Below are 24750 nucleotides of genomic sequence, written 5' to 3' on the forward strand. Positions count from 1 at the left end.
GCGGAACCATTTTTCGCCATCGGCCGTTTCCGTCGTGCTGCGAGCCGTGTCAACCGGGCGCGGCGGTACGGCGAACAGGACGGATTTTCCCGGTTTCCCCTCCTGGCCAACGAAACGGCAGACGAGCGCCTGTCCCGCCCGGCCCGTAGCGTAATTATCCCAGCCGCGGGGTTGCCTCTCGCTGCAGGTTTCACTGCTCCAACACGCGGGTTTCTCCGATCCGGAACACGGTCGTGCGGGTTTGCGGCGTCGAAGCGGCGAGAAAGCGCCGCCGCTGTTCGGCAGGCGGGTCCTCGGAAAGGGCGAACGTGCCCCAGTGCATGCCAATCGCCAGCCGCGCGCCGAGTGTGCGGGCAAGCGCCGCGGCCTCGTCAGGGTCGACATGGTAGGGGCGCTGGAAATGGTGCGGAGACCAGGCGCCGGCCGGAACGAGGGCCACGTCGACGGGACCGAGCCTTTCGCGCATGCCGGCGAAGATCATCGTATCCTTGGCGGTGTCGCCGGCGAAATAGACCGTGTTTAGCCCGTCGCCGATTACGAAGCCGGCCCAATGCATGCTGTCGATGGCAAAGGGCGGGCGGCGAACGCCATGAATGGCCGGCACGGCGGTGATCGACAGGCCGTCGATCTGCGCCGTCTCGTACCAGCGCATCTCTTGGACATGGACGAAGCCCGTCCGGCGGACCAGAAACGCCGTGCCTTCAGGGACGAACACGCGCGCGTCGGGAAAACGGCCGGCCAGCCGTTCCAGGCTGGCAATATCGAGATGGTCGTAATCGGCGTGGGAGATGACGATCGCGTCGAGACGCCGGATCAGCCCCGGATCGGGACGCAGCGGCGGCAGACGATGAAGATGCAGCCTTCCGGGCCCGACATGGTTTCCAAGCACGGGATCGGTGAGGACGGTATGCCCGCCGATCCGGATCAGGAAGGTGGAGTGACCGAACCAGGTCAGCGCCAGCGCCGCCCCGCGTCCGTTTTCGAATTGTGTTTCGGCTTCCGGCGACGCAAGCCAATGGCCGGCCGGCAGCGCATCCTTGTGTGGAAAGAGCTTGAGAGCCATCTTCATGAGATGTTCGGTCCAGCCGGCGATCTGCGGCGCGGGGGCCGGCCGATCCGGATTGGCGTAAAACCGTGCCTCGCCGATAGCGTTTCGGCCCGGTCCGGCACAGGCAGCCAACACGAGCGCCGCCAGTATGACGACAGTCCTCGCGAGCGTCGCTCCCCCGCAAGAAGGCACTCCCCATCCCCCGTTTTCGTCAGTCTAACCGGTGTTCGCGCAGGACAAAACCCGCCTTGGCCCCGCGCGGTCTCCGGCATTCGAGCGCAGCGATTCAGCCTGTCTTAATCACCCTTGGCTAATGTCCGGGTCTCGACAGCAAGGTGGAACGGCCCGGAGGCATCATGGAAGAGCTCTCAAGTCTCGTCTTGACGCGCCTGAGCACGGTCTTCACCAGCACCAGGGTCCTGAGCGTGCTAGGGTTCCTGCTGGTGTTGCTGGTCTTTGACCTCTACGGCAGGGGCTGGCGCCTTTCTTGGTCGCGGCGCGCCATAAACGGCGTCGTCGCCACGGTGGCGATCTTCCATCTCAACATTCTCCTGGTGCCGCTGGTCGGCCTGGCGGCGGGCTGGTTCCAAAAGGGTTACGACGCGGTCGGCATCCCCAGCATTCCGGTCGAGGCCTGGTCCGGATTTCCGACCTGGTCGCTGATCATCGTCTCGATCGTCGTGCATGATTTCGCCAATTACTGGAACCACCGGTTCATGCATCTGCGCTGGGTGTGGCCCGTGCATGCCATCCACCATTCGGACCCGGACGTGAACGGGCTGACGGCCTATCGTGTCCATGCGCTGGAAGCGTTGGTGATGTGGACCTCCTACATCCTGCTCCTGTCGTGGCTCGGCATGCCGCCGCTCGCCATGGGTATCGCCGCGATCCTGGTGGCGCTGCATAATGTGTATGTCCATGTCGACGTCGACTGGGATCATGGTCCGTTCGCGCTGCTGCTCGCTTCGCCGCGGTTCCATCGCTGGCACCATGCAGACGTCGAAACGGCGTATGGCAAGAACCTGGCCAATATTTTTCCGATCTTCGACTGGCTGTTCGGCACCTATCGGGTGCCCGGACCATGCAGGGAGCCGGTCGGCGCCGACGGCGTGCCGCAGAACGACGTCGTCAAGCTGATGTTGTGGCCGCTGTTGGAATGGTGGCGTATGGGGCGCGCGTGGATCGTGGGACTAAGCGCGCCGCGTGCGCGATCGGACGACGCCGACCGGGCTGCCTATTCGGTCGAGGTCGAGCGCGGCTGACGCCGTTCACGGTCTTGTTGCGTCCGTCCGGCGGCGATCCCGGCCCGGTCCGCCGCAATCTCGCCGGCGATCATCGCGGCGGATGTGTTCATCGGGTCAGACCGCGCGTCTGATATCGCGGGCCTGGCGCACCACGGCACGCCATCTCAGATAGTCGATCGGGATCGGCTCGTTGCGCCCGGCGATGGCGTGGATCGCGTTTTCGAGATTGTTCTTGGCTCGCCAGAAATCATAGTCGGAAAAGCCTCGGTCTCGGGCAAGCGCTCGCGCCAGCGCCTGGACGTTAGTCGTCACGCCATCACCTCGGTATGGTTGGAAGTACCCGCCGCCCGGTTCGTTCCACGACCCATTTGCCGCGACTCGGCGCATGCGTTCAAGGCGGGGCGCCGTCTATCCACATTAACACTTCGTTAGGGTTAACAAAGTGTTGCACCGGTTATAGAGGTGTTTTTCAGTCGCTTCAGCGATGTTCCTCGACCGAGGTCTGGACGAGGGCCTGGTTGAAATGGCGCAGTGCCGCGACCAGGCTTACCCAGGCGATGACGCGGGTCCCGTCGGCGGGGTCGACGACTGGCAGGCGCTCGTAGCCGCCTGTATCGAGCGCGCGCAGCGCCGCATCGAGCGTGTCGGTCGGTTTCAGCGCCGCGCCGCCGCGGTCTGGATCGTAGGCAAGGGGTTCGCCGTCGGCAGCGAGCGGTTCCATGAAATCCATCACCCGGACCGAGGCGCCGAGCGGCTTGTGCGGACCCTCGCGCACGTCGAGGCCGCGCAGGCGCAATTGCCACTGGAACCAGGAATGGCCATGCAGGGCCTGGATGACCCCTTGCGCGACGGCCACCGTGAGCAACAGCGCGATGGCGAGCGCGTAGCCGCCGGTCAGTTCGAAGACGATCATCGCCGTGGAGATCGGCGCGCCGAACACGGCGCCGGCCACGGCGCCCATGCCGAGCATGGCATAGAGGCCGCCGCTGGAGGCCATGTCGGGGAAAAGACTGGAGGCGATCAGGCCAAAGGCGCTGCCGGTGAGCGCGCCGACCACCATCGCCGGCGCGAACACGCCGCCGCCGAAGCGGGCGGCAAGCGAGATCGCGGTGGCGACGGTCTTCAAGACGATCAGCGACAGAGCGAGCGCCAGCGGCAACTGCCCTGACAGGGCCAGGTTGGTGACTTCATAGCCGACGCCCAGAATATGCGGAAAGAAGACGCCGATCGCGCCGACCAGCACGCCGCCGGCCACTGGCCGCGTCCACAGCGGCATCTCGACGCGCCGGGCGGCGAAATCGGCGATGAAGAGCGCGAACTGGAACAGGATCGCAACCAGGGCCGAAACCAGGCCGAGAAGCACGAAGGCGGGAAACTCCCAATAGGAGGCGACCGCGTAGGCCGGCACGGAAAACGAGGCGTCGGGCCCGAACCACAGCCTGGACAAAACGCTGCCGGCGGTCGAGGCAATCATGATCGGCACGAAGGACCGCAGGGCGTAATGGCCCAAAACCACCTCGTGTGCGAACAGGACGCCGGCGAACGGGGCGTTGAAGGACGCGGCGACCGCGCTTGCCACGCCCGCCGACAGCAGGGTGCGGCGGCACCATTCCGGCAGCGCGGCGCGGCGGGCGATCACCCCGCCAAGCGTCGCGCCGAGATGCACGATCGGTCCCTCGCGCCCGGCGCTGGCGCCGCTGCCGACCGAGATGGCCGAGACCAGCGCCGACCACAGCCCGTCCGCCATGCCGAGCTTGCGCCCGGTGAAGGCGCGTGCCTCGATAACGTCGGCGACCCCGCCGGCGCGCCGCACCGAGATGCGCTTCAGCAAGAGCCCGACGACCAGGCCGCCCGCGACCGGGCCGGCGACGATCACCCACCAGGGCATGCCGGCGGCCGCCGTCAGCGTCTGTTCGGAGCGGCTGCCGAGCCAGAACCATTGCGCAAGGCCGATCAGTTCGCGGAAGATGATCGCCGCTACGCCGGCACCGAGGCCGATCGCCAGCGCCAGGCACAGGACCAGCGGCTGGCGTTCCTTGCGGAAATCGCGCCAGTTCGGGCCGACCCAGCCCCTGAGCGCGACGATCGCGCGCTTGGCGACGACGTTCATCGCGCCGACCTAGCGCCGGATCGCGATCGAGCGGCCCGCGCGTTCGGGCATCGGCAGCACCTGGTGGGCGGAGCGCACCGCCTCGACCTTTTGCCTTATATCGTCGGGAAAGGCGGCGACGCGCGGCCCGGCCATGTCGATATGCAGGGACAGTGTTTCGGACGTCGCGGCCAGCCAGCCGTCGACATGGTGGATCTCCTGATAGGCGCGCAGCCGCTTGTCGTCATGGTCGACCAGATTGAAGGAGACGCGCACGCTGTCGGCGAGATGCAGTTCGCGGACGTAGCAGACATGGACCTCGGCGGTATAGATCGTCAGCCTGCGTGTACGGGCATAGTCGGGGCCCATGCCCATCAATTCGAACGCCTCGTCGGAGCAGCGGTCGAACAGCACGTTGTAATAGGCCATGTTGAGATGGCCGTTATAGTCGATCCAGTCCTTTTCGATCTCCATGATGCTCGACAGGAAAGGGGCGTCGATCGTCATTGAATTTCCCCGCTTGATGATCTCTCCGGCGCGGCCGATAAAGACGCGGACGCTCGCCGGCCCGGTTCCGATACTCATCAGAACCGGAGCGCCTTCTCAAGGCCCGCGCGGCATAATGCAGGGGAGGAACGTATGGCGCTTGCCGATCTGGTCCGCATTGAACGCAACGAAGACGGCATCCAGGCCGCGCTCGGCGTCCTCAAGCAACGCTTCGGCGAGCGGTTTCAGACCGGCCAGTCGATCCGCGAGCAACATGCCCACACCACCACCTACATTCCGGCGCAATTGCCCGACGGGGTGGTGTTCGCACGCTCGACGCCGGAGGTGCAGGAGGTGATGGGCGTGTGCGCGACGCACCGTGTGCCGGTGATCCCGTTCGGCACCGGCACGTCGCTGGAAGGCCATGTCAACGCGCCGGGCGGCGGTATCTCGCTCGACCTGATGGGCATGGACAAGATCGTGTCGGTCAATGCCGAGGATCTCGACTGCACGATCGAGCCGGGCGTGACGCGCGAGGCGCTCAACACCTATCTGCGCGACACCGGGCTGTTTTTCCCGATCGATCCGGGCGCCAATGCGAGCCTTGGCGGCATGGCCTCGACACGCGCTTCCGGCACCAATGCGGTGCGCTACGGCACGATGCGCGACAACGTTCTGGCGCTGACGGCGGTCACGGCGGATGGGCGTACGGTCACGACCGCCAGGCGCGCCAAGAAATCCTCGGCCGGCTACGATCTGACGCGGCTTTTCATCGGCGCGGAAGGCACGCTCGGCATCATCACCTCGCTAACGCTCAGGCTGCAGGGCATTCCGCAGGCGATTTCTGGCGGGGTGTGCCCGTTTCCGAGCGTGGAGGCGGCCTGCGAGGCGGTGATCGCCACCATCCAGATGGGCATCCCGGTCGCGCGCATCGAACTGGTCAACCAGCTCCAGATGAAGGCGATGATCGCCTATTCGAAACTCGACTATCCCGAAAGCCCATGCCTGTTCCTCGAATTCCACGGTACGGAGAGCGGGGTTGCCGAGCAGGCGGAACTTTTTGGCGAGATCGCCGGCGAGCACGGCGGCGGACCGTTCATGTGGACACAGGTCGCAGAGGAGCGCACCAAATTGTGGAAGGCGCGCCATGACGCCTATTGGGCCTCGTTGCCGCTCAGGCCCGGCGCGCGGGGCCTGTCGACGGATGTGTGCGTGCCGATCTCGCGCCTGGCCGAATGTATCGCCGAGACCGAGCGCGATATCGAGGCGATGGGCCTGGTTGCACCGATCGTCGGTCATGTCGGCGACGGCAATTTCCACGTGCTGGTGCTGATGGATCCTGAAAGCACGCGCGAGATCGCGCAGGCGGAGGCGTTCGTCGCCCGGCTCAACGAGCGGGCGCTGGCGATGGAGGGCACCTGCACCGGCGAGCACGGCATCGGTCAGGGCAAGGCGAAGTTTCTGCAGATGGAACTGGGTGCCGGCGTTGACGTGATGCGCGCCATCAAGAAGGCGCTCGATCCGCAAAACATCCTCAATCCGGGCAAGATCTTCAGCTTCGATTGAAGGGCTTTGCCGCGAAAACCGAGGTCGAACCGCCACTTTATCGACACTCCGATTAGGATAAGGTGTCGGTTATTCGCGACTCAGGAGCAGTTTGCTGGCCCGTCTGTTCGTATTCATCGGCGGATTGATCGTCCTGGCGCTCACCGCGGCGCTGGTGGGGCCGTATTTTGTCGACTGGACCAGCTATCGCGCTGATTTCGAACGCGAGGCGAGCCGGATACTCGGCCGCGCGGTGACGGTGGAGGGCACCGCCACGGCGCGGCTTTTGCCGTTTCCGTCGGTGCGGTTCACCGATGTCAGGGTGGCCGGGGCGACGCCCGGCGAGCCGCAGATGACGGTCGCGAGCTTTTCGATGGACGCGGAATTGTCGCCGTTCCTGCGCGGCGAGATATTGATCTTCGACATGCGGCTGGAACGGCCGTCGGCGACCATCACGGTGGCCGAGGGCGGCACCGTCGACTGGGCGGTGCGGCCGGGCGGTCTTTTCGACCCGTCCCAGATATCGCTTGAAAAGATCACTGTCGCGGAAGGAACGGTGCGGGTGCGGCACGCGCTCAGCGGTCGCGAGCATATTGTGAGCGAGATCAATGCCGAGATCGCCGCGCGCACGCTTGCCGGGCCGTGGCGGCTCGATGGCTCGATGCGGCTCGACGGGCAGGCGGCGTCGGTCAATCTGTCTACCGGCACGGTCGAGGGCGACGGCACGTTGCGGCTGCGCGTGCGGGTCCGACCGGCCGGCTACGCCTTCGCGCTCGAGACTGACGGCAGAGCGCGGATGAATGGCGGGGCGGCGAGTTATGAAGGACGCTTCAAGCTCGATGCTGGCAAGCGCGCGGTCGAAGACGAGGCAGCGCAGCAGGCCGAGGCGCCGGCCGGTTATCGTTTCGCGGGCGCGTTCTCGGTTGACAACAACCGGCTCGACGTTTCGCAGTTCCGGCTCGAGACCGGTACGCTCGACGATCCCTACACCGCCGACGGCACGGCGCTGCTCGACTTCGGCGTCACGCCGCGTTTCCTGATCCAGGCGACCGGCGCGCAGGTGCGCCTCGACGGCGGAGAGAGCGAGGACGGCGACATAACCGGTCTGGCGCTGCAGGATCGCCTGGATGCGCTCAACGAGGCCGTGCTCGATCTGCCGCGGCCGGGCATCGCGGGAACCGTCGACATCGACCTGCCGGCGATCGTGGCCGGCGATACGACCATTCGCGACGTGTCGTTCTCGGCCGAACCGGGCGAGGGCGGCTGGACGGTCAACACGCTGCGGGCGACGCTGCCCGGCCGCACCCGGCTGGAGGCGAACGGGCTGATTTCGGCCGGCCGGGCGATGCGCTTCGATGGCCGGCTTTTGTTGGCGGTCGGCCAGCCGTCGGGCTTCGCGGCTTGGCTCGCGCGCGACGTCGACGAGGCGATCCGGCGCCTGCCGGCCGCCGGTTTCGCCGCCGATGTCGAACTGGGCGCCGAGCGGCAGCTTTTCAACAATCTCGAATTGATTCTCGGCACGGCGCGGTTCCGCGGTTCGCTGGATCGCCAGGTGCGCGACGCGGTGCGGCCGGCGATGATCGCCGCGCTGGAAGGCGAGGCGCTGGACGTGGACGGCATGGCGGCGTTCGCCTCGCTGTTCGTCAGCGATGCCGGCGTGACCCATTTCGGCGGGCACGACATCGATTTCAGCCTGAAGGCGGGGCCGGTGCGGCTGTCGGGCCTGGCGGCCGACACGGTCGATACCGCCTTCAGGCTGCGCGGCAACCAGCTCGACATCGACCGGCTGGCGGTGACGGGCTTCGCGGGCGCCAATATCAGCGCCACGGCAAAGCTTCGCGAGATAGACGGCCGTCCGAGCGGCTCCGTCGACGCCTCCATCCTGGCGGGCGATCTGGCCCCGTTCGCGCGGCTGGTGGCGGCGCGCTTTCCGCAAAACGCCCTGGCGGCCGCGCTTGCCGGCCGGGCCGATGCCTATCAGGGGCTGATGGACGACGCGCAGATCGACCTGGTGGCCAGCCTGGAGCGCGCCGGCGCGGGGCCGGGCCAGGCGTCGCTGGGCGCGCAGGGCCATATCGGCGACAGCGATATCAGCCTGTCGCTGTCGTCGGAGGCTTTCGACGGCGACCTTTTCGGCGCGCCGCTGGCGCTGTCGCTGGAGGCCGAGACCACGAATACGGCCGAGTTGCTGGCCTTTGCCGGCCTGCCGGCCTTCGATCTCGGCCTGACCGGGGAAGGCTCGGCGCAACTGGCGGTGGACGGCACGCTGGCACAAGGCGCGGCGGTCCGGTTCGCGCTTCTGTCGCCGCAGGCGCAGGCTCGCTTTTCCGGCAACGCGACGGTGACCGGCACGACGTTGTCGGCCAAAGGCGGGCTCGGGCTTTCGGGCGACGATCTGGAACCCTGGCTGATGACGTCGGGCATGACCCTACCCGGCATGGGGCTTGGGCTTCCCGCCGATCTGAAAGGCACCGTGGCGCTGGATGGCGGCGTGCTCACGCTTGCGGATTTTGTCGGGAATATCGCGGGAAATACGGTGTCGGGAACGCTGGAGGCGCGGGTGAAGGACGGATTACCCGATCTCGGCGGCACGCTCGCGCTCGGCGGGTTCGATCTCGCGCTGGTTGCCGGCGTGATGCTCGGCGAGGGGGCGATCGAATATGACGGCGAGGGTTGGCCGGATGCTCCGTTCGTCCAGGTCGCGACATTGCCGTTCACCGGGCGGCTGGACCTCAAGGTCGACACGCTCGGCGTCGGCGATTGGCTGAGTGCGGAGAGCGCAACCTTCAATCTGGCGCTGGATCGCGATGGGCTGCGGCTCACCGATCTCAAGGCCGGTTTTGTCGGCGGTTCGCTGGAAGGGCTGGCTGATCTGAAGAACAATCAGGGGACGGGCCTGTTTTCCGGCCAGCTTGCGATCAAGGGCGCCGACACGGCGGCGCTGCTGCGCGCGCCGGGTTTTGGCGGCACGGCCGATCTGAGCGCGACGGCAACGGCAAGCGGGCGCACCGTCGGCGGGCTGATCGCGGCGCTGACGGGATCGGGCACGGCGCGGCTGGTCGATCTCAGCGTGCCCGGCCTGAGTGCAATCGCGCTGGAACCGATTCTGGCGCGGGCGGACGAGATCGGCCGCGATATCACGGCGGAACAGACGGCAGGCTTCGCGCCCGCGCTGGTGGCGGACGGCGCGCTTGGCATCGGCGATTTCGTCGCCCCGTTCACCATCGCCGGAGGCGTGATCCGTACGCCGCCACTGTTCCTGGAGGCCGGGGCGGCGCGCCTGGAGACGGAGGCGCGGGCCGATCTCAATTCGGGTGTGGTGTCGATGGACGGCCAACTCCGCTACGAGGCCGGCGACGAGGCGGTGGTCGGGTCCGAACCGGTCGTCGGATTTGCGGTCAACGGGCCGATCGGCAATGCGGTGCGCAGTTTCGATACCGAGCCCCTGGCGCAATTCCTGACCCAGCGCGCGCTCGAGCGCGAACAGGCGCGGGTGGAAAAAATGCAGGCCGAACTGCTTGAAAAGCAACGGCTGCGGCGGGAGGTGCGCTATTATACGCAGCTTACCGAGGTGCGTCGTGTCCGCCAGGCCGCGGAAGAGGCGCGGTTGAAGGCGGAGGAAGAAGCCAAACGCCAGGCCGAGGAGGCGGCGCGGCTGAAAGCGGAAGAAGAAGCCAAGCGCCAGGCCGAGGAGGCTGCGCGGCTGAAGGCGGAGGAAGAAGCCAAGCGCCATGCCGAGGAGGCGGCGCGGCTGAAAGCGGAGGAAGACGCCAAGCGCCAGGCCGAGGAGGCGGCGCGGCTGAAGGCGGAGGAAGAAGCCAAGCGCCAGGCCGCGGAAGCGGCGCGGTTGAAGGCGGAGGAAGAAGCCAAGCGCCAGGCCGCGGAAGAGGCGCGGTTGAAGGCGGAGGAAGAAGCCAAGCGCCAGGCCGAGGAGGCGGCGCGGCTGAAGGCGGAAGAAGAAGCCAAGCGCCAGGCCGAGGAGGCGGCGCGGCTGAAAGCGGAGGAAGACGCCAAGCGCCAGGCCGAGGAGGCTGCGCGGCTGAAGGCGGAAGAAGAAGCCAAGCGCCAGGCCGAGGAGGCGGCGCGGCTGAAAGCGGAGGAAGACGCCAAGCGCCAGGCCGCGGAAGAGGCGCGGTTGAAGGCGGAGGAAGAAGCCAAGCGCCAGGGCGAGGAGGCGGCGCGGCTGAAAGCGGAGGAAGAAGCCAAACGCCAGGCCGAGGAGGACGCCGCGCGTATCCGTGCAGACGACGAGGCAAGGCGGCGGGCGGAGGAGAAGGCACGGCTTCGGGCGGAAGAGGCCGCGCGCAAGCGGGCCCGGGACGCGGTCCGTGAGACGGGCCGGGCCGCATCGGCCGACACGATTATCCGCGAAGCCTTGCCGCCGCCCGCCCGCCCGCAACGAGCACGGCCGGGCTCCGCCACGGAGCTCGATTTCGATGCCATGGACATCGAGGAATTTCTGAAGTCACATTCATCCGAACGCTGAGGGAACGAGGCGGCGACCGCCATGTCATGATCGCGTGTCGTCGAAACGCCATCATGTTCCTCTTCCCGTCACGGCTTCGCCGCAGACCGGCGCCCGGTTTTCAAGTCCCTGTTTCAGGGGGCTGGCGGCGTTCGGCGTCGCGCTCACGCAACCGATCGAGGACGTAAAGACGCAGCGCTGACGACAAATTCGTGTCGCGCGGGCGCTGTTCGTCTATCTCGGCGACAAGGGCGGCCAGGGCGCACTGGCGTTGTGCCGCAAATTTTCGCAGTTCGTCGTAAAAAGCCTGCTCGACCGAATAGCTGGTGCGGTGGCCACGGATGGTGACGGAGCGCTTTCCCACGCCGGTCACGGCTTTTCCTCGCCTTGCGGCTTGTCGCGGCGGTGGCCGTCGAGCGCCATGCGGGCGGTTTTTTCGACCCGGGCTTCGGTCTGTTTTTGCATCTTGGTGCGACCGTGGCGAGCGCGGTTTTCGTCCGCGCGCTTTTCGCGCTCGGCCCGGTCGGCACGCTTGCGTGCCAGGCGCAGATTGACGATCTCAGCCATCGGGGCTCGCGACCGGAGAGCCGGCCCGGCTATTTCTTTCGGAACGCATCGAGGGAGACAACCTGGGCGCCCTTGGTCTCGGCCTCCGCCTCCGCGGGGTCCTCGGGCTGGACATCGTCCTTCTTCTTCTTGGCGCGCTCGCCGCCGGGCTTTTTCGCGCCGACCGCCTTGGCGGGAGCGGCAGCCTTCTTTTCTTCCGCCGCCGGCTTTTGCTTCTCCTCGGCCGGTTCCTCGGCCTTGACGTCGAATTCGAGTTCGAAATTGACCGAGGGGTCGTAGAAGCCGCGCACGGCCGAAAACGGGACTTCGAGTTTTTCGGGCACATCGGAAAACGACAGACCGATCTCGAAGCCGCTGTCGGTAACCTTCAGGTCCCAGAACTGATATTGCATCACGATCGTCATCTGCTCGGGATAACGTTCGCGCAGCCGGCTGGAGACCCGCACGCCGGGCGCGCCGGTGAGGAAGGTGATGAAAAAATGGTGGTTGCCCGGAAGGCCCGTCTTGGCAACCTCGCTCAAAACCTTGCGCATCACGCCGCGCAAGGCTTCCTGGGCAAGGATGTCGTAGCGAATCTGGTCGTCCGTCATGCAGTCGGGGTCCATCGAGTGAGTCCGGTTAGATTTAGTGTGGTTTGCACCAAGATGGAACCGGCGAGTGCGATATTCCCGCACGCGATGTCGATATGGGGTGCGGGGCGGAACGTCGCCGGCAGCCTCTCATGCCGCACGCAGGCTGTTGGTGACGAAGCTCACCCGTTCGGCGAGCCCGGCCCTGGGCAGTTCGACAGGTTCATAACCGAAGGCGGCATAGGTTTTCCACATCACGGCGTGAGTGCGCCGGGCCTCGTCAGGCGATTGGCGGCGCTCGGCGTCGTTGACGTAGATCCCGGGCCAGTGCGGCGCGATGAAGACGGTCTTGTTGTAGCGAAAATCGGTGGCTGCGCGCGCCACCGCCGCCGGTACGGCAAGCCCCGACAGATCGAGATAACCGGCGACGTCGGGGATACCGCGGTCGAACAAGACGACGCCGCTTTTCCGCAGGGCGAGCGCGTGCGAACGCAGTTCCCAACTCAGCATCAACTCGGCAAAACGCGTGCGGTCGCCCCAGGGCAGGGCGTCGGAGCCGATCGCCTGTTGCTGGCGGATAATGCCGCGCCCGGCCTCGTCCATGACGGTGAAGCCGGTCTCGGCCAGTGCGTCGAGAAGCGTGGTCTTGCCGGAGCCGGGGCCGCCGGAAATGACGTACAGACGCTCGCTCTGGCATGAGGACATGAGATGCTCCTTGGCTGGATGACGATGGGAACCGGTCGCGAGGGGGGGGCGGACGCGCGCAAGGCGCGGGAATGCGCATCGCAACCGCGAAAAAATGGTCGGGAGAGAGGAGGAAACGGCCGGGGAGGAGAAGTGGAGGCTTCTGTTGCCAGGTGCCTCCGAACCCCGCCTAGAGGTGCGAACCGCTAGGACTTGAATTGAAGCTGTCGAGCCGCATTACGCAGCGAGACGTGCTTCCGCATAGTTGTCGTTTGCAACTACAAGTTTAGCCCGATAACGGTGGTACAATGCCGGGCAAAAGTCCGATCTTTACACCTTCGTCGATCCTATTTCGCCCCCATCAAAAACCGCCAGGCGGGCAGTTCATGGTGGAGGCGCCGGGTACCGCCCCCGGGTCCGAACGGCTTATTACATCGGCAGTTTATCGCCATAGTCAGACAAGCTGACGGGACGAATATAGGCATGCCGACGGCAAATGAAAAGACCGCCGGCACGCGGTTTGTCGGGCTATGCGGTGGGAACCGGCTTCGTCTTGCGCGCCAGCCAGCGGTCGAGCCGGTCGGAGAGATCGTGCGTGGGCACCAGGCCGGCGAACAGGTCGCATTCGGTCTGCAGGCCCTCGGCGATGCTCATGTTGAGGCCGCGCGTGGTCGCCGCCAGGACCGCCGCGGCGGCCGAGGCGGTGTGGACCGTGATGCGACCGGCCAGGTCGCGCGCTGTCGCCATCAGCTCGTCGTGCGGTACGACACGGTTGACCAGCCCGAGTTCGAACGCGCGTTGCGGCGAAAACGTCTCGCCGGTCAACAGCAGTTCCAGTGCGCGCTTGCGGCCCGCCAGCCGGGCGAGGCGTTGCGTGCCGCCGAATGTCGGCGGCATGCCGAGCCGGATTTCGGGCTTGGCAAACAGCGCGTCCTCGCTGGCGACCGTCAGATGGGCGGCTTCCACGATCTCGCAACCGCCGCCGAAGGCGAAGCCGTTGACCGCCGCGATCACCGGCTTGCGATAGGCTTCGATCCGCGCCGTCATGCGCTGGCCGCGGCGCACGAAGTCGCGCACGGCGCAGTCGATGCCCGCGCGCACGCTTTCGCGAAATTCGGGAATGTCGGCGCCGGCCGAAAAGGCGCGCGTGCCGGCGCCGGTCAGGATGACCGCGCGGCAGCGGCTGTCGCTCTCGATGTCGTCGAGCAGGTCCAGCAGGCGGTCGATCATCGCGCGGGACAGCGCATTGAGCTTGTCGGGGCGGTTGAGGGTGAGGACGGCGATGCCGTCGGCGACGTCGATGAGAACCGGTTCTGGCATGGTGCTTTTCCTGCGTGCGTTGAAGGACGGCAGAAGGGTTAGCGCCGGGGAAGGCTTGTGTATATTCACTAGTCGGTATACATAGTGCCATGGCAACGACGGCAAAACCCACCCGCGAGCGCATCGTCCAGGCGGCGACGAAGCTCTTCTATGGCGAGGGTATCCGTGCCGTCAGCGTCGATGCGGTCGCCGCCAAGGCCGGGGTCACGAAACGGACGCTCTATTATCATTTCGCCAGCAAGGACGACCTGATCGCCGCCTATCTGGAAGGGCGCGACCAGCCCAACCTGGCCACTTTCCGGCGCTGGTTCGAAGAGACGGAAGGCTCGCTTGCCGACAAGGTGCGCGGCATTTTCACCGCGCTCGCCCGGTCGGCCCGCAAGCCGGGTTGGAAGGGTTGCGGCTTTCTGCGCACGGCGGCGGAACTGGCGGCCATGCCCGGCCACCCGGCGCTGCGCATCGGCGCGGCGCACAAGAAAAAATTCGAAGCCTGGCTCGCGGAAATGTTCGCGGACGACGGGGTGCCGGAGCCGGACAGGCTGGCGCGGCGGATTGTGCTGCTTCTGGACGGTTCGTTCGCCGTGGTGCTGCTGCATCGCGACCCGGACTATATGGAAGAAGCCGGCGTGGCGGCCTCTACGCTGGTCGAGGCCGCGCTGTCGCGGCGCGACAGCGGCTGAGGCGGTCAAGCCGGTGCCGGACCGTCCACGCGGATCAAACATTTGTGTGACGTCGTGTAGGGCGCGGCAAGCCTGGACACTCTAAAAAAGGCGGATGTGTCGTGGCGAGGAGGAGACGGATGAAGCGACGTGCGATTTTGGGGCTGATCGTCGGCGCCGCGGCTGCGGTTGGTATTGCCGGCGCGGCTCTGGCCGCCGACAAGGTGTTTACCGGCCTGGTGACGGGCGTTGGCGTCGGCGGCTACGATGTCGTGGCCTATCAGAGCGAGAACGCCGCGATCCGGGGCGACCCGGCGATCGAGGCCAGCCACGAGGGCGTGAGCTACCGTTTCGCCAGCGCGGACAACCGTGCCGCTTTTCGGGCCGACCCGGAAAAATATCTGCCGCAATATGGCGGTTATTGCGCCTGGGCGGTGAGCCAGGGCTATACCGCCAAGGGCGAGCCGGAAGCCTGGACGGTCGTCGGCGGCAGGCTCTATCTCAACTATTCCGACCCCGTGCGGGCGCAATGGTCGCAGGACATTGCCGGCAATGTCGCCAAGGGCAATGCCAATTGGCCGGACGTGCTGGACTGACTTGTCCACCTCCCGGTCATCGTGTCTCGCCGGTTGGGGAAAGGCCGGACGGAAGCGTGCGCGGTCCGAGGGGATCGTTTAGACTGACGCGCGAAAAAGAATCGCTGTCCGCGGAACACCATGCGCCAATATCTCGACCTCTTGTCCCACGTGCTCGACACGGGCGCCGATCGCGGCGACCGCACGGGAACCGGCACCCGCTCGGTGTTCGGCCACCAGATGCGGTTCGACCTCGATGACGGCTTTCCGGTTCTGACCACCAAGAAGCTGCATCTGAAATCGATCATCCACGAATTGCTGTGGTTTTTGTCCGGCGACACCAATATCGCCTATCTCAACCAGCACGGCGTGACGATCTGGGACGAATGGGCCGACGAGAACGGCGATCTCGGGCCGGTCTACGGCTCGCAATGGCGGTCCTGGCCGACGCCGGACGGCGGCTCGATCGACCAGATCGCGCAACTCGTCGACCAGATCCGCACCAATCCGGAGTCGCGGCGCCTGATCGTCTCGGCCTGGAACCCGGCCGAGATCGGCGAGATGGCGCTGCCGCCATGCCACTGCCTGTTCCAGTTCTACGTCGCCGAGGGTCGGCTGTCGTGCCAGCTCTACCAGCGCTCGGCCGACATCTTTCTCGGCGTGCCGTTCAACATCGCCTCCTACGCGCTCCTGACGATGATGGTGGCGCAGGTGACCGGCCTGCGGCCGGGCGAATTCGTGCACACGCTGGGCGACGCGCATCTCTACCACAACCATGTCATGCAGGCGCGGCTGCAGCTCACCCGCACGCCCAAGCCGCTGCCGACAATGCGCATCAATCCCGATGTCGCCGATCTGTTCGCCTTCCGCTATGCCGATTTCAGCCTCGAGGGCTACGAGGCCGACGCCTCGATCAAGGCGCCGATCGCGGTGTGAGTTTTTTGCTAACTACTCTGTGATTTGGGCCACTTTTGGTGTCGATCTCGTCAAGAATGGAGATTGGTTGCTACGATCGGTGCAATACGTTTTATGCCTTTCGTTTTTCTGCGATGGGGTGGAGAAAATTCACCCCAGTGAGTGGGTGTGCCGAAAGGCGCCGGAATTTCTAAGGACGACATTTGTCTCGCAAAAATAGAACAAGAATGCCTTCGGCCACTTCGCTTGTAGCGAGGAGTTTCCCCGACAAGATTATTGGTATTGAGAATTCGCTACCATGGCACTTGGGCACCGATCTCAGGCATTTTAAGGAGAGGACCATTGAGCATGCTGTCATCATGGGCCGAAAGACATTTGAATCAATAGGGCGCCCGCTCCCCAGGAGATGCAACATTGTTTTGTCTCGGAGACCTTTAGAAGAAAGTAAATTTGTCAAATGGGCTCCAAATCCTGAAACTGCAATTTTGCTTGCAGATCAGTTCTCTATCTTAAATCTAAAGAAGGAGTTTTTTATAATTGGAGGAGAAGAAATATATAATATATTTCATAATTATATTAATTTGATATACTTAACGGATGTTAATACAGGTCCTATTAATGGGGATGCCAAATTTGAGATGGATTTTGATTCAAGGGAATGGTGGTTTCGATTTGAACGCGAGTTTCCACGTTCTGATGTAGATGACTATTCGTTTCGTATTTCTTGTATTGTGAGAAGGAAACCGTTCCATCGGTTTTTGTCCAAGGCTGAACGCTTCGGAACTGACCCAAATATCTGGCAAGCGTGGGAACGTTACGAGGCCATGATGGAGCGAACGAAACCCGATGTGGTGGTAGAAGACGAGCAGCTGGATTTGCTCAAGGACTTGTAGCTTCACCGACGTCCCGCCGGGCGAGAAGGACAGCCACGCCACCCGTTATGCCGTTTACCAGCGGCGTTGACCGCCCGCATGGCCGCGCCCGGTTTTTTGCCCTATGATGCAAGGAAAGCGCGACCATGTGCGGCAAATGACAGCGCAAGGTCCATGCCCGCGTTGAAAGGGCGGTAGCGCATCCCTATAACTCTCCACAAATGGATTCCGCCCGGCACTCAGGCCGTCGCGAGGCGGAACGCACAATGAAAGGAATTTCATGCCCTGGAGTAATCAGAGCGGAGGCGGCGGCCCTTGGGGGGGCGGTAATGGCGGTGGCCCCTGGGGCCAGGGGCCGCGCGGTCCGGGCGGACCGTCGAACAACCCACCCGACCTGGAGGACATCATCCGCCGAGGCCAGGACCGGCTCAAGCAGGCCCTTCCCGGCGGCGGCGGCTTCAGCCCCGCCATCATCGGACTGATCGTGGTCGGTCTGCTTGGGCTGTGGGCTTTCAAGGCGGTCTATACGGTCCAGCCCGACGAACTTGGCGTCGAATTGCGTTTCGGCCAGCCGAAGGACGATATTTCCGAGCCGGGCCTGCATTTCCATTGGTGGCCGATCGAAACGGTCGAAAAGGCCAATACCGCCGAAAAGCTGCTCAATATCGGGGACGCCAGAGGATCGACATCCTCGGGCCTGATGCTGTCGGGCGACCAGAACATCGTCGATGTCAGCTTTTCCGTCGCTTATCAGGTCTCCGATCCGCGCGCCTATCTGTTCAATGTGCAGAACCCCGACGACATGATCCGTCAGATCGGCGAAAGCGCGGTGCGCGAAGTTGTCGGCCGGCGCCCGGCCCAGGATATTTTCCGCGACGATCGCCAGGGCATATCCGATAATGTGCGCAGCATCATCCAGACGACGCTGGAAGAATATGGTTCCGGCCTGGCGGTGAACGCGATCTCGATCGAGGATGCCGCCCCGCCGCGCGAGGTGGCCGACGCGTTCGACGAGGTGCAGCGCGCCGAGCAGGACGAGGACCGCTTCGTCGAGGAATCGAATCAGTATTCCAACCAGAAGCTCGGCCAGGCCCGCGGCGAGGCGGCCCAAGTTCGCGAGGAAGCGGCCGCCTACAAGAACCGTGTCGTGCAGGAGGCGCGCGGTGAAGCCCAACGCTTCATCTCCGTCTACGACGAATATGCCAAGGCGCCGGACGTGACCCGCAAGCGCCTGTTTCTGGAAACGATGGAACAAGTCCTGAAAGGATCCAACAAGGTGATCGTCGAACAGGGCAATGGCCCGGGCGTGGTGCCGTATCTGCCGCTGCCCGAACTGCAGAAGCGCGCTGGAGGGGACCAGTGATGTCGAACCGTCTTCCCATTATCGCGTTTGTGGTCGCGATTCTCGTTATCCTCGGATTCTCATCGTTTTTCATCGTCAACGAACGTCAGCAGGCGATCGTGCTGCGCTTCGGCGAAATCGTCGAGGTGAAGACCGAACCCGGTCTCTATTTCAAGCTGCCCTTCGGGTTTCTTGAGGCGGACAATGTGCAGTTGATCGAGGACCGCCTGCTGCGGTTCGACCTCGACGACATCCGCGTACAGGTGTCGGGCGGCAAGTTTTACGAAGTGGACGCCTTCGTTGCCTACCGCATTTCCGATCCGCGCACCTTCCGCCAGACGGTATCGGGCAGCGTGACGCTGGCCGAGCAACGGCTGCGTACGCGTCTCGACGCCGCGTTGCGTCGGGTCTACGGCCTGCGCGGCTTCGAGGCCGCCCTTTCGGAGGAGCGGTCGTCGATGATGCGCGAAGTGCGCGACCAGTTGCGGCCGGACGCCAATTCGCTCGGGCTCGAGATCTCGGACGTGCGTATTCGCCGGACCGACCTCACCCAGGAGGTTTCGCAACAAACCTATGACCGCATGAAAGCCGAGCGTCTGGCCGAGGCCGAGCGTCTGCGCGCTCGTGGTCGCGAGGCGGCCCAGCGCATCCGCGCCCGCGCGGACCGCGAGGTCGTGGAGATCGTCGCCGAGGCGCGCCGGGAATCGGAGATCCTGCGCGGTGAGGGCGAGGCCGAGCGCAACGCGATCTTCGCCGATGCCTTCGAGCGCGATACGGAATTCTTCGAGTTCTACCGCTCCATGGCCGCCTATACGCAGGCCCTGGACAGTGAAGGCACCTCCATGGTGCTTTCTCCGAATTCGGAGTTCTTCCGTTATTTCGGTTCGCCCGAAGGCCGGGCTCCCGCGCCCCGTGGGGACGCTCCTGCCGGTCCGCGCGCCGACGGCACGACCACCGGCGCGACGCCGCCCGGCGAGTAGGGTGGGCGACTTCGTTGCCGCCATCGGTCTCGTCCTCGTGATCGAGGGCGTGATCTATGGCGGCTTTCCCGGTTTTGCCCGGCGGCTCGCGGCCGAAATGCGCGAGACGCCGGAGCATGTGCTGCGTTATGGCGGCTTGGCGGCGGTCGCGGCCGGGGTCGCGATCGTGTGGCTGGTTCGCGGATAACGCAGGCGTTATCCGCGCGGCGCGCGCGATGTCGCAAACGCGCCGCATTTGTTGGGAAGTCTCAATCAATCGTGCGAAGGCCGCGTTGGCGGTCATGCGCCGCCATCGGGAGAACGATCGCATGTCCTTGACGCGAGTTTGGCCATCGCTGCGCACACGTCTCGTTTCGGCCGCGGCCGCCATTCTGGTGGCCGGTGCCACCGTGTCGATGCCCCAGGCCCTGGCCCAGAATGCGGGGCCGGCCTCGGTCGCCGATCTCGCCGACGGGCTGATCGAGGCGGTCGTCAACATCTCGACCTCGCAGACCACGCGTGGCGGCCGCGACGCGGTGCCGATGCCGAAACTGCCGGAAGGCTCGCCGTTTCAGGACTTCTTCGACGAATTTTTCCGTAACCGGGACGGCGACGACAGCCGCCCGCGCAAAGTTCAGTCGCTCGGATCCGGCTTCGTGATCGATGCCGAAGAGGGCATCATCGTCACCAATAACCACGTGATCGCCGATGCCGATGAGATCGAGGCCAATTTTTCCGACGGCAGCAAGCTGAAGGCCGAACTGATCGGGCGCGACACCAAGACCGATCTGGCGATCCTGAAGGTCGACCCGACCAAGAAAAAACTCACCGCGGTGTCGTTCGGCGATTCGGAAAAGATGCGTGTCGGCGACTGGGTGCTGGCGATCGGCAACCCGTTCGGGTTGGGCGGCTCGGTGTCGATCGGCATCGTGTCGGCCAATAATCGCGACATCAATTCCGGTCCCTACGACGATTACATCCAGACCGACGCGGCGATCAACCGCGGCAATTCGGGCGGACCGCTGTTCAACATGGCCGGTCAGGTGATCGGCATCAACACCGCCATCATCTCGCCGTCGGGCGGCTCGATCGGTATCGGGTTTTCGATCCCGGCCAAACTCGCCGTCAACGTGATCGACCAGTTGCGCGAATTCGGCGAGACGCGGCGTGGCTGGCTCGGCGTGCGGATCCAGCCAGTGACCGACGACATCGCCGAAAGCCTCGGCATGGCGACCGCAAAGGGCGCGCTGGTGGCCGGCATCGTCAAGGACGGTCCGGTCGATGACGGCTCCGTCCAGCCTGGTGACGTGATTATCCGTTTCGACGGCCAGGATATTATCGACATGCGCGACTTGCCGCGCATCGTGGCGGAAAGCCCGGTCGGCAAGGCGGTCGACGTGGTCATCGTGCGCAAGGGCGAGGAAAGCACGGTCAAGGTCACGCTGGGCCGGCTGGAGGATGGCGAGCAGCTCGCCTCCGCCGAGACCGGGGGCGAAGGCGGCGATGGTGGCGCGTCGGTCGCAACGGCGACGGTGCTCGGCATGACTATCGCCGAGCTCGACGACCCGGCGCGGCAGCGTTTCGAGATTTCCGAGGACGTGTCCGGTGTGGTGGTAACCGAGGTCGCGCCGGATTCGGCGGCGATGGAAAAAGGCATCGCGGCCGGTGACGTCATCACCGAAATCGCTCAGGAATCGGTGTCAACGCCGCAGCAGGTGATGGACCGCATCACCGCGCTCAAGGAACAGGGCCGCAAGAACGCGCTGTTGATGCTGGCCTCCAAGAGCGGCGAGCTGCGTTTCGTGACGGTGCGGATGAACTGACGTCGGCGCGGACGGGGCGCGAGAGAACCGTTCCGCGCACGACCCCGTGGGCAAGCGTGGGCTGCTGGTCGGTCGGGCCGTCTATGGCGTGGCGCGCGCCAGCCAGTCCTCCCGGGCAAGGCGGTAGAGGACGTGGCGGCGCAAGTCGGGATGGCTTTCGGGCACCTTCGGGTGATCGAAGTCCTGTCCGAGCACGCGCCGCATGCCGATCCGCTCCATCACCGCGGTCGAGCGCGTGTTGTTCCACACGGCGAACGACACGATCTCGCTCAAGCCGAGATCGCCGAAACCGTAGGCGAGCAGGGCCTTGGCGGCCTCGCTGGCGTAGCCGTTGCTCCAAAATTCCGGCGCCAGCCGCCAGCCGATCTCGAAGGTTTCGGCAGGCAGGGTCGGTTCCAGGCCGGCCGGCTGGATGCCGGCGAAACCGACCGTCGTGCCGGTGGCGCGCAGTTCCAGCGCCGCGAAGCCGTAACCGTTCCTGGCGATGCCGTCTCGCAGCAGGTCGAATAGCTGGTCTGCCTGCTCGCGGTCGCGGCGGAAGGGAAAAAACGCCATCACCCGATCGTCGGAATTGATCTGGAAAAACAGCTCGCGGTCGCGATCCTGCCAGTTGCGGATCACCAGTCGTTGGGTTTCCAGTCTCATGGCCGGTCGAACTCGGACTGGCGATAACCCTGCAGGTAGAGCAGTGCCGTCAGGTCGCCATAGTCGACCCGGATGCGGGCCTGGGCGGCGACGCTCGGCTTGGCGTGCAGCGCCACACCAGTTCCGGCGAGCTGGAGCATGTCGAGATCGTTGGCGCCGTCGCCAACGGCGATGGCGTCCTGAACGCCAAGGCCAAGACGCGCGGCGATCGCGTGCAGGGCCTCGGCCTTGGCGCTGCGGCCCAGGATCGGCTCGTCGACCCGGCCGGTCAGGACACCGTTCTCCTCGACCAGCCGGTTGGCCTGGTTGTCGTGAAAGCCGAGCATGGCGGCGACCGGCCCGGTAAACAGCGTGAAGCCGCCCGACACAAGCGCGGTGAAGGCGCCGTTTTTTCGCATGGTGGCAACGAGCTCGCGGCCGCCTGGGGCAAGCGTGATGCGCTCGGCGATCACACGCGCGACGACCTCGACCGGCAGGCCTTTGAGAAGCGCCACGCGTTCGCGCAGGGCCGGTTCGAAGGCGATCTCGCCGTCCATGGCGCGGGCGGTGATCGTCTCGACCTGGCCGCGCAGGCCGACCTCATCGGCGAGCTCATCGATGCATTCCTGGCCGATCATGGTGGAATCCATGTCGGCGATCAGGATTTTCTTGCGTCGTCCGGCCTCGTCCTGAACGACTATGTCGAGGGGGTAATCCTCGAGCGCGGCGCGTAGCCGCGCGGCGGCCTCGGCATGATCCACACCCTCCGGCACGACGATGTCGGCGGCGATGGCGGGTGCGAGCCAGTCGATCCGGCTTGCGCCGAGGGCCGATATCGCCATAGTCGCCGCGTCCTCGCTGAGCGCGCGGGCGACGGGGTTGGAAATGATTGTTGCGACGAGTGCCATGAAAAATCCTGCACCGGCGGAACGCCGGGCGCCGTTGAAAAACGCGATCCTGATAGCCGGCCCGACCGCCACCGGCAAGTCGCGACTGGCGCTGGCGTTGGCCGAGCGCAGCGGCGGGCGGATCGTGAATGCCGATTCCATGCAGGTCTACGCGATGCTCGAACGCATCACCGCACGGCCGGATCGGGCCGCACTCGACCGGGCGCCGCACCATCTTTACGGTCATGTCGATCCGGCAAGGGCCTATTCCACCGGCGCGTGGCTGCGCGATGTCGTTGCGCTTGTGGACCGTTTTGGCGCCGACAATGCCCCGTTCATCTTCGTCGGGGGGACGGGACTTTATTTTCGTGCGCTGGAAGGCGGGCTGTCGGACATGCCGGACGTTCCCGCCGCGGTGCGCCGCCGCTGGCGCGATCGCCTCGCGCGCGAGGGGAGCGAAGCGCTTCACCGCGACCTCGATGCGCGCGATCCGGCGAGCGCGGCAAGGCTTGCGCCGGCCGACGGCCAGCGGATCGTGCGCGCCCTGGAGGTGTTTGACCATACCGGCCGCCCGATCGGCGATTGGCAGGCGCGCCAGGCGCCGGCAATCGTGGATTCAGACACAGTGCGCCGCTTCGTGCTCGATGTCGACCGCGCGGCGTTGACGGGCAGGATAGACAGGCGTTTCGACGACATGATGGCGTCTGGCGCCCTTGAGGAGGTGAGGGCGCTCGTCGCGCGCGCCATCGATCCGGCCCTGCCGGCGATGAAGGCGATCGGCGTGCCCGAGCTTGCCGCAGTCCTTGCCGGCGAGACCACGCTCGAGGATGCCGTTTCGCGCGCCAAGATCGCGACCAGGCGTTATGCCAAGCGCCAGTCGACGTGGTTTCGCAATCAACTCGACCCGTCATGGACGAAAGTCACGCCGGACATGACGGTGGGAAGATTGTTTACCCCTCGGGTTTAAGAGGTGGCAGCGACATTCCAGATAGAAAAAATTCACGCAAAGGTTGCAGTCATTAACACGGCCGTAAACAAACACGTGCGAAACTCGATTTCGACTGGTCGGTGGTGGACAATGCGCTTCCATAAATCGGAATCGGCGTTTTTTGCGTTTATCGCTCTGATCCTCACCTCGGGGGGCTTCACGCTCGTGGCCTACGACACGCTTGGCGGTTATGAGGCGATGGGCGGATTCGGCACGGCGGGCATGCGCCCGTCGCAGCTCCTGTTCGCCTCGGTGATGCTTTTGGCCGTCGCGGTGTTTTTCGGCATGTTTTTCATCTACCCGCTTATCCGCACCCAGGTGAAGGAAGAGGGCAAGCTGCGCGAAATGACGGCATCGCTGAGTGCACGCTCCGAGACGCTCGAGCAGGCGGCGTTGACCGATGGCCTGACCGGCATGCAGAACCGGCGTTATTTCGACGACGCGCTGCGCGAATATCTGCACGAGTTCCGCCGCATCGGCAAACCGATCGGGTTGATGATCCTCGATCTCGATCACTTCAAATCCGTCAACGACACGCATGGTCACGATGTCGGCGACGAGGTGTTGCGGGCGGTGGCGGGCTGCCTGCGCGATTTCACGCGCTACCACGACGTCGCCGCGCGGCTGGGAGGGGAGGAATTCGCCGTTGTCGCGCCGAACATGGACCAGGAGTTGCTCGCCAAGCTCGCGGAGCGCATCCGCAAGGCCATCTCAGGCCTGACCGTCGTGTCGGGCAATATCCGCCTGAAAGTGACCACAAGCGTCGGTATCGCGATCTGGGACGGCAAGGAAACCGCGGAGGATTTCTTCCGCCGCGCCGACCGCTTGCTCTACCAGGCCAAACGCATGGGCCGTAACCGGGTCTGCGCGTAAGGCCAAGCTCCAGCATTTTGACGTTTCGGATATTGGCGGTTTCGCCCCGCGGGTTTATGCGGGCGTGAGCCGGACATCGTCAAATGGAAGCCGTTTGATGGAATGGATTTTTCCTTCCAACAGGGCTTCGAGGCAGCCGGACACGAAAAGGCGTCCAAGCCGCGACTGGTGCCGGCTTTTGACTTCGCTCATCAAACCGGCATGTCCGACCTTGGT

Annotated in this window: 25 protein-coding genes and 1 other RNA gene; 13 read left to right on the forward strand and 13 right to left on the reverse strand. The window is 65.0% G+C overall.

What is annotated here, in order from left to right; translation table 11 throughout:
* Positions 1 to 190: 190 nt before the first annotated feature.
* A complete protein-coding gene (locus GN330_RS07905) occupies positions 191 to 1183 on the reverse strand; it encodes an MBL fold metallo-hydrolase (protein WP_156712156.1) in 993 nt (330 codons plus the stop codon).
* 221 nt (positions 1184 to 1404) lie between these two features.
* Between GN330_RS07905 and GN330_RS07910 the strand changes: the two genes are divergently transcribed.
* Complete coding sequence (locus tag GN330_RS07910) at positions 1405 to 2310, forward strand: sterol desaturase family protein (RefSeq protein WP_156712157.1); 906 nt, start codon at positions 1405 to 1407, stop codon at positions 2308 to 2310.
* 96 nt (positions 2311 to 2406) lie between these two features.
* Here the strand turns inward: GN330_RS07910 and GN330_RS07915 are convergent, their stop codons facing one another.
* The 3 genes from GN330_RS07915 to GN330_RS07925 all read right to left on the reverse strand — a co-directional run bounded on the left by GN330_RS07915 (position 2407) and on the right by GN330_RS07925 (position 4888).
* Complete coding sequence (locus tag GN330_RS07915) at positions 2407 to 2604, reverse strand: hypothetical protein (RefSeq protein WP_156712158.1); 198 nt, start codon at positions 2602 to 2604, stop codon at positions 2407 to 2409.
* A 166-nt stretch (positions 2605 to 2770) separates the two neighbouring features.
* Positions 2771 to 4402, reverse strand: a complete 1632-nt coding sequence (locus tag GN330_RS07920) for a chloride channel protein (RefSeq protein ID WP_156712159.1) — start codon at positions 4400 to 4402, stop codon at positions 2771 to 2773.
* Between the two features lie 9 nt (positions 4403 to 4411).
* On the reverse strand, positions 4412 to 4888 hold the full coding sequence (locus GN330_RS07925; protein WP_156712160.1) for a thioesterase family protein: 477 nt from the start codon (positions 4886 to 4888) through the stop codon (positions 4412 to 4414).
* A gap of 132 nt (positions 4889 to 5020) precedes the next feature.
* On the opposite strand from GN330_RS07925, the gene GN330_RS07930 reads away from it, so the two are divergent.
* Positions 5021 to 6433, forward strand: a complete 1413-nt coding sequence (locus tag GN330_RS07930; protein WP_156712161.1) for an FAD-binding oxidoreductase — start codon at positions 5021 to 5023, stop codon at positions 6431 to 6433.
* A 91-nt stretch (positions 6434 to 6524) separates the two neighbouring features.
* Positions 6525 to 10898, forward strand: coding sequence for an AsmA family protein (locus GN330_RS07935; RefSeq protein ID WP_156712162.1), 4374 nt, complete (start codon positions 6525 to 6527; stop codon positions 10896 to 10898).
* A gap of 100 nt (positions 10899 to 10998) precedes the next feature.
* Here the strand turns inward: GN330_RS07935 and GN330_RS07940 are convergent, their stop codons facing one another.
* From GN330_RS07940 to GN330_RS07965, 6 genes are all read right to left on the reverse strand, one after another.
* Positions 10999 to 11250, reverse strand: a complete 252-nt coding sequence (locus GN330_RS07940) for a ribbon-helix-helix domain-containing protein (RefSeq protein ID WP_343040427.1) — start codon at positions 11248 to 11250, stop codon at positions 10999 to 11001.
* Positions 11247 to 11444: a DUF4169 family protein gene (locus GN330_RS07945; protein ID WP_156712163.1), complete on the reverse strand. Its 198-nt coding sequence runs from the start codon at positions 11442 to 11444 to the stop codon at positions 11247 to 11249. Before GN330_RS07945 ends, GN330_RS07940 begins: the two co-directional genes overlap by 4 nt.
* A 29-nt stretch (positions 11445 to 11473) precedes the next feature.
* Complete coding sequence (locus GN330_RS07950; protein WP_156712164.1) at positions 11474 to 12034, reverse strand: SspB family protein; 561 nt, start codon at positions 12032 to 12034, stop codon at positions 11474 to 11476.
* Between the two features lie 129 nt (positions 12035 to 12163).
* Positions 12164 to 12718 carry an AAA family ATPase gene (locus GN330_RS07955; RefSeq protein ID WP_156712165.1) on the reverse strand — a complete coding sequence of 185 codons (555 nt, stop codon included), beginning with the start codon at positions 12716 to 12718 and terminating at the stop codon, positions 12164 to 12166.
* 131 nt (positions 12719 to 12849) lie between these two features.
* Positions 12850 to 13204, reverse strand: a transfer-messenger RNA (tmRNA) gene (gene ssrA, locus GN330_RS07960).
* 21 nt (positions 13205 to 13225) lie between these two features.
* Entirely contained in the window at positions 13226 to 14017 is a 792-nt protein-coding gene (locus tag GN330_RS07965) for a crotonase/enoyl-CoA hydratase family protein (protein ID WP_156712166.1), read from the reverse strand.
* An 89-nt stretch (positions 14018 to 14106) separates the two neighbouring features.
* Here GN330_RS07965 and GN330_RS07970 point away from each other — a divergent pair, with 89 nt between their 5' ends.
* The 8 genes from GN330_RS07970 (at position 14107) to GN330_RS08005 (ending at position 21162) form a co-directional block, all read left to right on the forward strand.
* Entirely contained in the window at positions 14107 to 14697 is a 591-nt protein-coding gene (locus GN330_RS07970) for a TetR/AcrR family transcriptional regulator (RefSeq protein WP_156712167.1), read from the forward strand.
* Positions 14698 to 14816: 119 nt separating this feature from the next.
* Positions 14817 to 15272, forward strand: a complete 456-nt coding sequence (locus GN330_RS07975; RefSeq protein WP_156712168.1) for a YHS domain-containing (seleno)protein — start codon at positions 14817 to 14819, stop codon at positions 15270 to 15272.
* Positions 15273 to 15392: 120 nt separating this feature from the next.
* On the forward strand, positions 15393 to 16187 hold the full coding sequence (locus tag GN330_RS07980; RefSeq protein ID WP_156712169.1) for a thymidylate synthase: 795 nt from the start codon (positions 15393 to 15395) through the stop codon (positions 16185 to 16187).
* A gap of 182 nt (positions 16188 to 16369) precedes the next feature.
* A complete protein-coding gene (locus tag GN330_RS07985; RefSeq protein ID WP_156712170.1) occupies positions 16370 to 17059 on the forward strand; it encodes a dihydrofolate reductase in 690 nt (229 codons plus the stop codon).
* A 259-nt stretch (positions 17060 to 17318) separates the two neighbouring features.
* The gene (hflK, locus tag GN330_RS07990) at positions 17319 to 18401 is read left to right on the forward strand and encodes an FtsH protease activity modulator HflK (RefSeq protein WP_156712171.1); all 1083 of its coding nucleotides are present in this window, start codon (positions 17319 to 17321) and stop codon (positions 18399 to 18401) included.
* Positions 18401 to 19360: a protease modulator HflC gene (gene hflC / locus GN330_RS23750; RefSeq protein WP_156712172.1), complete on the forward strand. Its 960-nt coding sequence runs from the start codon at positions 18401 to 18403 to the stop codon at positions 19358 to 19360. Before hflK ends, hflC begins: the two co-directional genes overlap by 1 nt.
* Before the next feature lies 1 nt (position 19361).
* Entirely contained in the window at positions 19362 to 19547 is a 186-nt protein-coding gene (locus GN330_RS23755; RefSeq protein ID WP_343040431.1) for a DUF2065 domain-containing protein, read from the forward strand.
* Positions 19548 to 19668: 121 nt separating this feature from the next.
* Entirely contained in the window at positions 19669 to 21162 is a 1494-nt protein-coding gene (locus GN330_RS08005) for a DegQ family serine endoprotease (RefSeq protein WP_156712173.1), read from the forward strand.
* Positions 21163 to 21243: 81 nt separating this feature from the next.
* On the opposite strand, the gene GN330_RS08010 is transcribed toward GN330_RS08005, so the two are convergent.
* Together GN330_RS08010 and serB are read right to left on the reverse strand one after the other, a co-directional pair.
* Complete coding sequence (locus tag GN330_RS08010; protein ID WP_156712174.1) at positions 21244 to 21807, reverse strand: GNAT family N-acetyltransferase; 564 nt, start codon at positions 21805 to 21807, stop codon at positions 21244 to 21246.
* Positions 21804 to 22694, reverse strand: coding sequence for a phosphoserine phosphatase SerB (serB, locus tag GN330_RS08015; RefSeq protein ID WP_156712175.1), 891 nt, complete (start codon positions 22692 to 22694; stop codon positions 21804 to 21806). Before serB ends, GN330_RS08010 begins: the two co-directional genes overlap by 4 nt.
* Between serB and miaA the strand changes: the two genes are divergently transcribed.
* Positions 22693 to 23640, forward strand: a complete 948-nt coding sequence (gene miaA / locus GN330_RS08020) for a tRNA (adenosine(37)-N6)-dimethylallyltransferase MiaA (protein ID WP_156712176.1) — start codon at positions 22693 to 22695, stop codon at positions 23638 to 23640. The genes serB and miaA overlap by 2 nt on opposite strands.
* Positions 23641 to 23751: 111 nt before the next feature.
* Entirely contained in the window at positions 23752 to 24534 is a 783-nt protein-coding gene (locus GN330_RS08025; protein ID WP_156712177.1) for a GGDEF domain-containing protein, read from the forward strand.
* 54 nt (positions 24535 to 24588) lie between these two features.
* On the opposite strand, the gene GN330_RS23585 is transcribed toward GN330_RS08025, so the two are convergent.
* On the reverse strand, positions 24589 to 24726 hold the full coding sequence (locus GN330_RS23585) for a hypothetical protein (protein ID WP_156712178.1): 138 nt from the start codon (positions 24724 to 24726) through the stop codon (positions 24589 to 24591).
* Positions 24727 to 24750 lie beyond the last annotated feature (24 nt).

The organism is Nitratireductor arenosus (assembly GCF_009742725.1).
Classification (GTDB): Bacteria; Pseudomonadota; Alphaproteobacteria; order Rhizobiales; family Rhizobiaceae; genus Mangrovimarina; species Mangrovimarina arenosa.

Excerpts from the sequence above, each read along its gene's own strand:
- GN330_RS08005 (WP_156712173.1), top strand. The coding sequence starts at position 19,669 with ATGTCCTTGACGCGAGTTTGGCCATCGCTGCGCACACGTCTCGTTTCG.
- hflC (WP_156712172.1), top strand. The coding sequence starts at position 18,401 with ATGTCGAACCGTCTTCCCATTATCGCGTTTGTGGTCGCGATTCTCGTT.
- GN330_RS07930 (WP_156712161.1), top strand. The coding sequence starts at position 5,021 with ATGGCGCTTGCCGATCTGGTCCGCATTGAACGCAACGAAGACGGCATC.
- GN330_RS07925 (WP_156712160.1), bottom strand. The coding sequence starts at position 4,888 with ATGACGATCGACGCCCCTTTCCTGTCGAGCATCATGGAGATCGAAAAG.
- GN330_RS07955 (WP_156712165.1), bottom strand. The coding sequence starts at position 12,718 with ATGTCCTCATGCCAGAGCGAGCGTCTGTACGTCATTTCCGGCGGCCCC.
- GN330_RS23585 (WP_156712178.1), bottom strand. The coding sequence starts at position 24,726 with ATGAGCGAAGTCAAAAGCCGGCACCAGTCGCGGCTTGGACGCCTTTTC.
- GN330_RS07975 (WP_156712168.1), top strand. The coding sequence starts at position 14,817 with ATGAAGCGACGTGCGATTTTGGGGCTGATCGTCGGCGCCGCGGCTGCG.
- GN330_RS07920 (WP_156712159.1), bottom strand. The coding sequence starts at position 4,402 with ATGAACGTCGTCGCCAAGCGCGCGATCGTCGCGCTCAGGGGCTGGGTC.
- serB (WP_156712175.1), bottom strand. The coding sequence starts at position 22,694 with ATGGCACTCGTCGCAACAATCATTTCCAACCCCGTCGCCCGCGCGCTC.
- GN330_RS07965 (WP_156712166.1), bottom strand. The coding sequence starts at position 14,017 with ATGCCAGAACCGGTTCTCATCGACGTCGCCGACGGCATCGCCGTCCTC.
- GN330_RS08010 (WP_156712174.1), bottom strand. The coding sequence starts at position 21,807 with ATGAGACTGGAAACCCAACGACTGGTGATCCGCAACTGGCAGGATCGC.
- hflK (WP_156712171.1), top strand. The coding sequence starts at position 17,319 with ATGCCCTGGAGTAATCAGAGCGGAGGCGGCGGCCCTTGGGGGGGCGGT.
- miaA (WP_156712176.1), top strand. The coding sequence starts at position 22,693 with ATGAAAAATCCTGCACCGGCGGAACGCCGGGCGCCGTTGAAAAACGCG.
- GN330_RS07945 (WP_156712163.1), bottom strand. The coding sequence starts at position 11,444 with ATGGCTGAGATCGTCAATCTGCGCCTGGCACGCAAGCGTGCCGACCGG.
- GN330_RS07980 (WP_156712169.1), top strand. The coding sequence starts at position 15,393 with ATGCGCCAATATCTCGACCTCTTGTCCCACGTGCTCGACACGGGCGCC.
- GN330_RS07970 (WP_156712167.1), top strand. The coding sequence starts at position 14,107 with ATGGCAACGACGGCAAAACCCACCCGCGAGCGCATCGTCCAGGCGGCG.
- GN330_RS07950 (WP_156712164.1), bottom strand. The coding sequence starts at position 12,034 with ATGACGGACGACCAGATTCGCTACGACATCCTTGCCCAGGAAGCCTTG.
- GN330_RS07910 (WP_156712157.1), top strand. The coding sequence starts at position 1,405 with ATGGAAGAGCTCTCAAGTCTCGTCTTGACGCGCCTGAGCACGGTCTTC.
- GN330_RS08025 (WP_156712177.1), top strand. The coding sequence starts at position 23,752 with ATGCGCTTCCATAAATCGGAATCGGCGTTTTTTGCGTTTATCGCTCTG.